The following is an 8,623-nucleotide window of genomic DNA, read 5'->3' as shown; positions in this document are numbered from 1 at the left end:
CCTTACTTTTGAAAGGTCAAAAGTAACAAAAACCTTTGTTGAACAGAGGGCACATCCATGTGGCCCCTATTCAACAGTGGCATCCATGCCACTCGGCACGATAGCTTTTGTTATCGTGCTTTAAAATTTAGGCAAAATTAATGATTACTTAAAGAAATAACCTGTTTCTGGTGAGCTTGCATTCGCCATACGTTTACGTGGCATGCGACCCGCTAAAAATGCTTCACGCCCAGCTTCAACAGCTTTTTTCATTGCAGAAGCCATCAAAATAGGATTTTGAGCAGCTGCAATTGCTGTATTCATCAGCACGCCGTCACAACCAAGTTCCATAGCAATAGCTGCATCACTTGCTGTACCAACGCCTGCGTCCACCAAAACTGGTACTTTTGCATTTTCTTTAATAATTGAAATAGTGTGCGGGTTTAAGATACCTAGACCTGAACCAATTAGACTACCTAAAGGCATAATCGCAACACAGCCCATACTTTCAAGTTCTTGCGCAATGATCGGGTCATCAGAGGTATAGACCATAATCTCAAAACCATCATCAATCAAAGTTCGAGCTGCTTTTAAAGTTTCGGTTACATTTGGATATAACGTCTTTTCATCGCCTAGAACTTCAAGTTTTACTAGGTTATGACCATCGAGTAGCTCACGCGCTAGCATACAAGTACGAACTGCGCTATCAGCATCAAAACAACCTGCGGTATTTGGCAAAATTGTGTATTTTTCTGGTGGAATGACAGACAATAAGTTTGGTTGATCTGGATTTTGTCCAATATTCACACGGCGGATTGCGACAGTTACGATTTCTGCACCACTGGCTTGAATAGCTAAATCCGTTTCATTTAAGTCTTTATATTTGCCAGTTCCTACCAATAAACGAGATTGAAAAGAACGTGAACCAATAATGAGAGGGGTGTCTTGCATGGATAACTCCGACTTAGCCGCCGCCAACAGCGTGAATAATTTCGATACGGTCATGTTGAGCAATAGTGATTTGCTCTAATTTGCTTTTAGAAACGATTTGCTGATTGTGTTCGACAGCAAAGCGTTTTCCTTCAAGTGCCATTTCCTGAATGAGTTGCAACAGATTTTGACAAGGCGTGTCCGTTAATTCGCCATTTAAATAAATTTGCATGATCACATTCCAATTATTTTGCGTATTTGAGGGCATTCCAAGCCAAAACGAGCCATCCAGCTATCATAAATGCTCCACCAATTGGGGTAATTGCCCCTAAAATTCTCGGTAATCCAAGTGCCATGATATAGAGTGAACCACAGAAAAATAAAATACCAATCTGAATCAATATGAATGGCAATTTAATGGGGAACGTCAGGATGACTTTGCTTAAAATACCAAGTGCTAGTAAGCCTAAAGCATGGTAGAAAAAGTAGTCGGTTGCAGTATGCCACCAAACAAGTTGCTCTGGACTCGCATGAGCTTTAAGACCATGTGCTCCAAAAGCACCCAACATGACTGCAAAGGCAAGATTAAGGGCTGAAATGGCAATCCACATAACAAAAAACGCAAATGAATAATGAAGGGCAACGTTATCATAGATTGGGTTGGCTAAACATAGCCAGATAAAACAAAAGGGCTAAACGCCCTTTTATTTTTAAACTTTTTTTTAGCTTGCAGACATAGCAATTTTAATTTTTTCCATTGCATTCTTTTCAAGCTGGCGAATACGCTCTGCTGATACATTATATTCGGCTGCTAACTCGTGGAGAGTAGACTTGTCATCATCTAACCAACGACGTTGTAAAATATTACGCGAACGATCATCTAACTGATCCATTGCATCATGTAAAGCAGATGTACTTTGCTCTTCCCAGTCTTCATTTTCAACTAAACGAGCTGGATCATATCGATTATCTTCAAGATACAATGCAGGTGCAGTATGTGGGGTGTCATCGTCGTCGTCGCCTTGAGCTTCAAAAGCAGCATCATAAGCGGTTAAACGACCTTCCATCTCCAGAACTTGTTCTGCAGTAACATTTAAGTCATTCGCAATCGATTGAGCTTCTTCGAGCGTTAATTTTTTACTCGATTTTTTTAAACTACGTAAATTGAAAAATAATTTACGTTGTGCTTTGGTCGTTGCAATTTTGACAATACGCCAGTTACGAATAACGTATTCGTGAATTTCTGCTTTAATCCAGTGGACGGCAAAAGATACAAGACGCACGCCCATATTTGGGTCGAAACGCTTCACGGCTTTCATTAAGCCTAAATTACCTTCTTGAATAAGGTCGCCTTGTGGTAGGCCATAACCTGCATAGCTGCGCGCAATGTGAACGACGAAACGTAAATGCGACATTACCAGCATTTTTGCGGCATCAAGATCTTGGTCATAATAATAACGTTCAGCAAGTTCTTTTTCTTGCTCGGCCGTTAAAATAGGAATCTGATTGACAGTACTGATATATGCACCAAGGTTTACACCGGGCGCAGACAATGACAGGGGCATCAATTGATTGCTGCTGTCACTCATGATTTCTCCTTGTAGGATCGGATGGGATAACCAATAAATTCATCTTAATTTGAATCAGCTTCATAATTAAGGAAAATTGGGTAGAGAAATGTAAAATTTTATGCAATTTCTAATCTTTTAGTTTATCAAAGAATCATTGAGTTTCAATTAAATAGTGAAATTCTCTTTCGGATATATGTGTTGTCTGACACATAAAATGATGTAAACCACAGTAACGAGTTACATCTATTTCACTATGAGGGTCAGAAGATTTTAATAAGAATAGCTGTTTACCCGATACTTTTTTGAGTTCGCGTTTTAGCATTAATAAAGGCATCGGACAGGGTTGGCCCAAAGCATTAATTTCAATGGGTGCTGTAGTAGAAGAAGTGTTGGTCATTCATCATCAAAACAACTAAAAAAATTATTCTAACAAATTTTTTTATAAATGCTGCACATTTTATAAAAGAAGAAACAAGCAATTACCTATAAAAAATATTGTAATAAGCTGTTTAAAAAAACGACTAAAAATACGGGGAATAATTGAAAAAAATTCTATTAATTGTCATAAACCCGTGGTAAGCTCGAACCGTTTTAAGATTTACCACACACTTAAATTGGTTTAAAAATCTTATAACAAATGGATGTAACCGGAAATTGTTGATAGTTTTACAGAATGATTACAAGCTTTAAGATTATAAATATTTTAAACACTTGTTTGCTCTGCTGTTTGCAACACCGGAAGGTCCTTTTTTCAACATCTGAGGATTGACTTATGACAGCTCGCGAACAAGGCGTAGTAAAGTGGTTTAACGACACTAAAGGTTTTGGCTTTATTCAACGTAACGGTGGTGATGACGTATTTGTTCATTTCCGCGCAATCGTTGGTGACGGTCACCGTTCTTTACGTGACGGCCAACGCGTAGAATTTAGTGTAGTACAAGGCCAAAAAGGTTTTCAAGCTGAAAACGTTCAGCCTTTAGACTAATTCATCTTTTTGATGAATCATGGACGCTCCAATTTTTGAATTGGGGCGTTTTTGTTTATAATGATCTTCTCATTAGAGAGATTGTTTGTTAGAGCACGTATTTATGACATCTGGTTTTGAAACCTTGAATTTACATCCGCAACTTAAAAAGGCGATTGATGCTTTAGGGTTTAAGCAAATGACCCCGATTCAGCAAAAGGTTTTAAAATATACGTTGGGCGGGCATGATGCGATTGGTAGAGCGCAAACAGGAACAGGTAAAACTGCTGCTTTCCTTATTAGTGTAATTAATGACTTGTTACATAACCCGATTCAAGAGCAGCGTTTTCGTGGTGAGCCACGTGCCTTGATTTTGGCACCTACTCGTGAATTAGCACTGCAAATCGAAAGCGATGCAAAGTTACTCACAAAATTTTCAGATTTACACATCGTGACACTGTTGGGTGGCGTAGATTTCGATAAGCAAAAGAAACAGTTAGATGCTAATTTTGTCGACATCATCGTTGCCACTCCTGGGCGTCTAATTGATTTTGTAGAACAAAAAGAAGTTTGGCTCGATCAAATTGAATTTTTAGTCATCGATGAAGCTGACCGCTTATTGGACATGGGTTTTATTCCTTCTGTAAAACGTATTGTGCGTTATTCCCCACGTAAGGAACAACGCCAAACGCTCATGTTCTCGGCTACTTTTAGTTATGATGTACTTAATTTGGCAAGACAATGGTTGTTTGAACCAATCACTGTTGAGATTGAGCCTGAGCAAAAAACTAACAACGATGTTGAGCAACGCGTTTATGTCGTCGCGAAACAAGATAAATATCGTTTGCTACAAGATATTTTGCGTGAAGAGCCTATCGATAAAGTTATGATTTTTGCGAATCGACGTGATCAAGTACGCCGTCTTTATGATCATTTAAAGAGAGATGGATATCGGGTCGGTATGCTTTCAGGTGAAATTGCTCAAGATAAACGTTTAAAAATGTTAGAGCAGTTTAAGCAGGGTAAAAATAATGTCATGATTGCAACTGATGTTGCTGGCCGTGGTATTCATGTTGATGGCGTATCTCATGTGATCAACTATACGTTACCTGAGCAATCAGATGATTATGTACATCGCATTGGACGTACAGGTCGTGCTGGCTCACAAGGTGTAAGTATTAGTTTCTTATCTGAAGATGATGCTTTTTACTTGCCGGAAATTGAAAAAGCAATTGGTAAGAAATTGCCATTAACCCGTCTAGATGGTTATTGCTAATAAAAAAATCCCAATCAGTTGATTGGGATTTTTTTTGATTAATTAATTTTACAATAGAAGGTAAGAGTTGTTTGATAATCATCATCTTTTGCAAGTGATGCATTTTTGCCAGTTAAGGTGCCAATTACACCAGCCGCTGCTTCAACCATTTGGCCTGTTTTCTCGCTTACAACATCTTTTAATACACCGTTGTATGTTGTTTTTTCATCTACTACAACAGGGCTGGTGCTTTTTGAACAAGTTTTTTGAGCGGCAGTAATCGCATTATTTTTTGCAATTAGATTCGTTTTACCAATACCTGTGACTTCAAATTGATTATTTTCTTTTTGAACTGCCAAAGTGTTCTTAGGCGTAGTGGCACAAGCACCTAGTAATAAAACAACACTACTCAACGCACTCGCTAAAATTATTTTTTTCATGTTTCACCTAATATCGCTAATCGTCAAAAGATCTCACTATTTGAACACAAGTTTTCTAATTGATTTTGAAGACGTTGTATAAGTTTTGATGTTTTGTCTTAAAAAAATGTCAAAGCACGAACTCGTTATTTTTATGTTCTAGATACAATGGTGGATTATCTGTAGATTATGCTAATCTATTTTGAATTTTTTGAGTTAGATCAATATTAATGACGGATTCAGCAATACAGATAATTCATCAGAATATTCACCAACGTCAATCTATTGGTCAATTGATTGAGCCTGCTCCAAATGCAGATCAACTAGAGTTGGCTTTTCAAGCTGCTTTAACTGCTCCTGACCACCATAGACTGAAACCAACACGTTTTGTCGTTATCGAGGCTGAGCAACGTGGTGCTTTTGGTGAGGTTTTAGCAAAAGCTTTGGCCGATTTAGGTGAAACCGACTCAGCACAACTTGAGCGAGTGAAGCAACATCCTTTCCGCGCACCTTTACTCATTTTAGCGCTTACGCAATTGCAAGATCACCCTAAAGTTCCACATTTTGAACAGATTCTAAGTACTGGGGCTGCCGTACAAAACCTTTTATTGTCTTTACAAGTGCAAGGTTTTTCTACCATGTGGCGTAGTGGTGCTGTTGTCGAATCAAACTGGTTAAAACAGCATTTAGGATTGCAACCACATGATTTAATCTCAGGTATTATTTATGTGGGTACAGCAGCTAAAGCGATTGCACCGCGTGCAGATATTGAAAGTAAAGAATTCGTAAAAGTTTGGCAGGCATAAAAGTCTGTAGAAGTAAGAAATAGGATAATAAAGCATGACTGAATTTAAGTTTACAGATTTAGTGGAACCTGTCGCGGTCGATAAAAAAACAGCATTACGTATTACTGTTTTAGGTGGAGGCAGTTTTGGTACGGCTATGGCGAATTTAGCTGCACGTAATGGCTGCGACACCATGATCTGGATTCGTGATGCTGATACAGCTGAAGAAATCAATAAAACCCATATTAATAAACGTTATTTGCCAGACTTTGTTTTAGAGTCCTCATTGCGTGCTGTATCTGACCTTGAACAAGCAGTATGTGATCGAGATATTATTTTAGTGGCCATTCCTAGCCATTCATTTCGTGATGTCTTAAAACAAATTGCTCCTTTTATTACTGCACAAGCGATTGTCTCTCTAACTAAGGGTGTCGAGGCTAAAACTTTTAGCTTCATGAGCGATATTATTCGTGAAGAATTGCCAGAAGTGCCTTATGGGGTATTGTCTGGACCAAACCTCGCGAAGGAAATTATGGCGGGAATGCCATCTGGTACTGTTATTGCCAGTGATTCTGAACTCGTTCGTTATGCTGTACAGCATGCTCTCCATAGTGCGTTATTCCGTGTTTTTGGTAGTGATGATGTGCATGGTGTTGAACTGGGTGGAGCACTTAAAAATATTTATGCCGTTGCAATGGGAATTGGTGCAGCTTACAAAATTGGTGAAAACACCAAGAGTATGATTTTAACGCGTGCTTTGGCTGAAATGAGCCGTTTTGCAGTTAAACAGGGTGCAAATCCATTAACGTTCTTAGGTTTATCTGGGGTTGGTGACTTATTTGCAACCTGTAATAGTCCATTAAGCCGTAATTATCAAATTGGTTATGCTTTGGGTTCAGGCAAAACACTTGATCAAGCGAGTAAAGAGTTGGGGCAAACCGCGGAAGGAATTAATACGATTGTTCAGGTACGCGGTAAAGCAGAAGAACTAGACGTGTATATGCCAATTACCAACGCTTTATATGAAGTTATCTTTGAGGGGGCACCTCCTTTAAATATTGCCTTATCTCTTATGAAAAATGGGCACCGTAGTGATGTTGAGTTTGTTTTACCTCATCATGAAGTCTGAAGAAGAAATGTCATAAATTACGGTTATAATGCAAGAATTATTAACAAGGAATATTTATGCAACTGACATTAGTTCGTCATGGGGAAGCTGCTCCTCCAGTAAATGGTAATGATACTAAACGTCCACTTACTGCTCGTGGGCATGCTCAAGCTGAACAAACAGCAACATTTTTAAAAGATATTGTTAAGCCAGATATTTTCGTAGTGAGTCCATTATTGCGTGCTCAAGAAACATTAGCGCATATTCAAACTTATTTTAAAGATGTTCCCGTGTTGTTATGCGATAAAATTAAACCGGACGATAATGCGAAAGAAGCGGTTGAGTGGCTGTCTCAGGTTCCGTATGAGTCAATTGTAGTCGTGTGTCATATGAATGTAGTAGGGCATATTGCTGAACTACTGACTCATGAAAACTTTAATCCATTTGCACTTGCCGAAACTCGAATTTATGATCAGGCTGTGATTGCTACTGGTTTATCAACACAAAAAAATAGTTTTGTACCCACAATATAATTAAAAAGGTCATTTAGCCCATTATGCTGTATTTATGGATGCCTGAAACCAATGGAATATGGCATTGGTCTAACGGAGAAAACTGGTTGCAGGCAGCAAGTCTTGATCAATTAATACAAGATCTGCAACTACATCAAGGAAAAGAAGCTGTCATCTTTTTCCCTAGTCGCCATGCTCAGGTACTCCAGCAGCACATGGCAAAGTCTCATTACAAGCAACTCGGGGCAGATGGTGTTAAATATTTGCTTGAAGAATTTGTGACTTTGCCGATTGATCATATGAAAGTGGTTCATCATTTTCATGCTGATCAATTAACCGTATTGGGGGTGGCAAAAACAACAGTAGAAACATGGCAACATGCAATGGCTTTGCTGCCTATTAAACTCGTTGCTTTATTGCCAGATTTTTTAATTTTACCGGAACCTCAAGATCAGCAAGTGGTCTTATGTAATATTGACCAGAAATTACTTGTGCGTGAAAGTAAATGGGTTGGTAATTCGCTAGATGATTTAGGATTGTTTTTAGAGTTCCAGCCAGTTGAAACACACTATCAATATAGTGGTTTGACAGCAGAACAATTAGAAAGCTTGATGGCAGCATCAAGTGCTGAGCAGCGTTCAGAATTTATTTATCAATTTCAGGCTTTAGATAAACCTAAACAGCATCCTTTTAATGTTCTACCTAAAGCTAAAGGGCAAGAGCAAACGGTTTCAGGATATTGGAAAGCATGTGCTGCTGTTATTTTAGCAATTATAGTGGTTCAGTTTAGCTATGACTTGTTGCGCTGGGTAAAGTTAAAAAATGTGGCTAATCAAACCGCTGAGCAGACGATAGAGCAATATAAATATTGGTTTGGTTCTTCTAGTCGTGTGAATGAGCAGAACATAAAAAGCCAATTTGAAAGTCATTTACGCATGAGTAAGCAGGGTGATACTCAAGCACTTTCTTTATTGAGTCGTGTTGGGCCTATTTTAATGCAAAGACAAATTTTAGCTCAGCAGTTAAATTATGATGCGTCAATATTAACAATGGCATTAAAAGCAAAGTCGGCAGATGATTTGCAAGCTTTAACTCAGCAA

The 8,623-nt window shown here is 38.5% G+C and carries 12 protein-coding genes; 6 read left to right on the top strand and 6 right to left on the bottom strand.

Going from position 1 to position 8,623, the window contains the following annotated elements:
• Positions 1–144: 144 nt before the first annotated feature.
• From UC75_RS06625 to UC75_RS06605, 5 genes are all read right to left on the bottom strand, one after another.
• Entirely contained in the window at positions 145–930 is a 786-nt protein-coding gene (locus tag UC75_RS06625) for a thiazole synthase (protein ID WP_001154366.1), read from the bottom strand.
• Between the two features lie 13 nt (positions 931–943).
• A complete protein-coding gene (gene thiS / locus UC75_RS06620; protein WP_004791249.1) occupies positions 944–1,141 on the bottom strand; it encodes a sulfur carrier protein ThiS in 198 nt (65 codons plus the stop codon).
• Between the two features lie 13 nt (positions 1,142–1,154).
• Positions 1,155–1,520 (bottom strand): DUF423 domain-containing protein, encoded by a 366-nt coding sequence (locus UC75_RS06615; protein WP_004643452.1) that lies wholly within the window; start codon positions 1,518–1,520, stop codon positions 1,155–1,157.
• Positions 1,521–1,631: 111 nt separating this feature from the next.
• The gene (rpoH, locus tag UC75_RS06610; protein WP_004791254.1) at positions 1,632–2,498 is read right to left on the bottom strand and encodes an RNA polymerase sigma factor RpoH; all 867 of its coding nucleotides are present in this window, start codon (positions 2,496–2,498) and stop codon (positions 1,632–1,634) included.
• A 133-nt stretch (positions 2,499–2,631) separates the two neighbouring features.
• Complete coding sequence (locus UC75_RS06605; RefSeq protein WP_004791256.1) at positions 2,632–2,877, bottom strand: sulfurtransferase TusA family protein; 246 nt, start codon at positions 2,875–2,877, stop codon at positions 2,632–2,634.
• Positions 2,878–3,252: 375 nt separating this feature from the next.
• Here UC75_RS06605 and UC75_RS06600 point away from each other — a divergent pair, with 375 nt between their 5' ends.
• Both UC75_RS06600 and rhlB read left to right on the top strand, forming a co-directional pair.
• On the top strand, positions 3,253–3,465 hold the full coding sequence (locus UC75_RS06600; RefSeq protein WP_000126912.1) for a cold-shock protein: 213 nt from the start codon (positions 3,253–3,255) through the stop codon (positions 3,463–3,465).
• 103 nt (positions 3,466–3,568) lie between these two features.
• Positions 3,569–4,720 carry an ATP-dependent RNA helicase RhlB gene (rhlB, locus tag UC75_RS06595; RefSeq protein WP_004791258.1) on the top strand — a complete coding sequence of 384 codons (1,152 nt, stop codon included), beginning with the start codon at positions 3,569–3,571 and terminating at the stop codon, positions 4,718–4,720.
• Positions 4,721–4,758: 38 nt separating this feature from the next.
• Here rhlB and UC75_RS06590 read toward each other — a convergent pair whose 3' ends face one another.
• Positions 4,759–5,139 carry a hypothetical protein gene (locus UC75_RS06590; protein ID WP_003650739.1) on the bottom strand — a complete coding sequence of 127 codons (381 nt, stop codon included), beginning with the start codon at positions 5,137–5,139 and terminating at the stop codon, positions 4,759–4,761.
• A 209-nt stretch (positions 5,140–5,348) separates the two neighbouring features.
• Between UC75_RS06590 and UC75_RS06585 the strand changes: the two genes are divergently transcribed.
• The 4 genes from UC75_RS06585 to gspL form a co-directional block, all read left to right on the top strand.
• Entirely contained in the window at positions 5,349–5,924 is a 576-nt protein-coding gene (locus UC75_RS06585; RefSeq protein ID WP_049837086.1) for a nitroreductase, read from the top strand.
• A 34-nt stretch (positions 5,925–5,958) separates the two neighbouring features.
• The gene (locus UC75_RS06580) at positions 5,959–7,032 is read left to right on the top strand and encodes an NAD(P)H-dependent glycerol-3-phosphate dehydrogenase (RefSeq protein ID WP_005306983.1); all 1,074 of its coding nucleotides are present in this window, start codon (positions 5,959–5,961) and stop codon (positions 7,030–7,032) included.
• Between the two features lie 56 nt (positions 7,033–7,088).
• Positions 7,089–7,544, top strand: coding sequence for a SixA phosphatase family protein (locus tag UC75_RS06575; protein ID WP_049837085.1), 456 nt, complete (start codon positions 7,089–7,091; stop codon positions 7,542–7,544).
• A 23-nt stretch (positions 7,545–7,567) separates the two neighbouring features.
• On the top strand, positions 7,568–8,623 hold a 1,056-nt coding region (gene gspL / locus UC75_RS06570; RefSeq protein WP_128825212.1), incomplete at its 3' end, for a type II secretion system protein GspL.

Source organism: Acinetobacter sp. V2 (assembly GCF_001188385.1).
Lineage (GTDB): Bacteria > Pseudomonadota > Gammaproteobacteria > Pseudomonadales > Moraxellaceae > Acinetobacter > Acinetobacter oleivorans.
Note: the sequence above shows the minus strand (reverse complement) of the source record. Positions and strands in the feature narration are given on the sequence as shown.

Bases quoted from the DNA above. Each gene is read 5' to 3' on its own strand.
- UC75_RS06575 (WP_049837085.1), top strand. From the start codon at position 7,089: ATGCAACTGACATTAGTTCGTCATGGGGAAGCTGCTCCTCCAGTAAAT.
- UC75_RS06590 (WP_003650739.1), bottom strand. From the start codon at position 5,139: ATGAAAAAAATAATTTTAGCGAGTGCGTTGAGTAGTGTTGTTTTATTA.
- UC75_RS06615 (WP_004643452.1), bottom strand. From the start codon at position 1,520: ATGTGGATTGCCATTTCAGCCCTTAATCTTGCCTTTGCAGTCATGTTG.
- UC75_RS06585 (WP_049837086.1), top strand. From the start codon at position 5,349: ATGACGGATTCAGCAATACAGATAATTCATCAGAATATTCACCAACGT.
- UC75_RS06600 (WP_000126912.1), top strand. From the start codon at position 3,253: ATGACAGCTCGCGAACAAGGCGTAGTAAAGTGGTTTAACGACACTAAA.
- rhlB (WP_004791258.1), top strand. From the start codon at position 3,569: ATGACATCTGGTTTTGAAACCTTGAATTTACATCCGCAACTTAAAAAG.
- thiS (WP_004791249.1), bottom strand. From the start codon at position 1,141: ATGCAAATTTATTTAAATGGCGAATTAACGGACACGCCTTGTCAAAAT.
- rpoH (WP_004791254.1), bottom strand. From the start codon at position 2,498: ATGAGTGACAGCAGCAATCAATTGATGCCCCTGTCATTGTCTGCGCCC.
- UC75_RS06605 (WP_004791256.1), bottom strand. From the start codon at position 2,877: ATGACCAACACTTCTTCTACTACAGCACCCATTGAAATTAATGCTTTG.
- UC75_RS06580 (WP_005306983.1), top strand. From the start codon at position 5,959: ATGACTGAATTTAAGTTTACAGATTTAGTGGAACCTGTCGCGGTCGAT.
- UC75_RS06625 (WP_001154366.1), bottom strand. From the start codon at position 930: ATGCAAGACACCCCTCTCATTATTGGTTCACGTTCTTTTCAATCTCGT.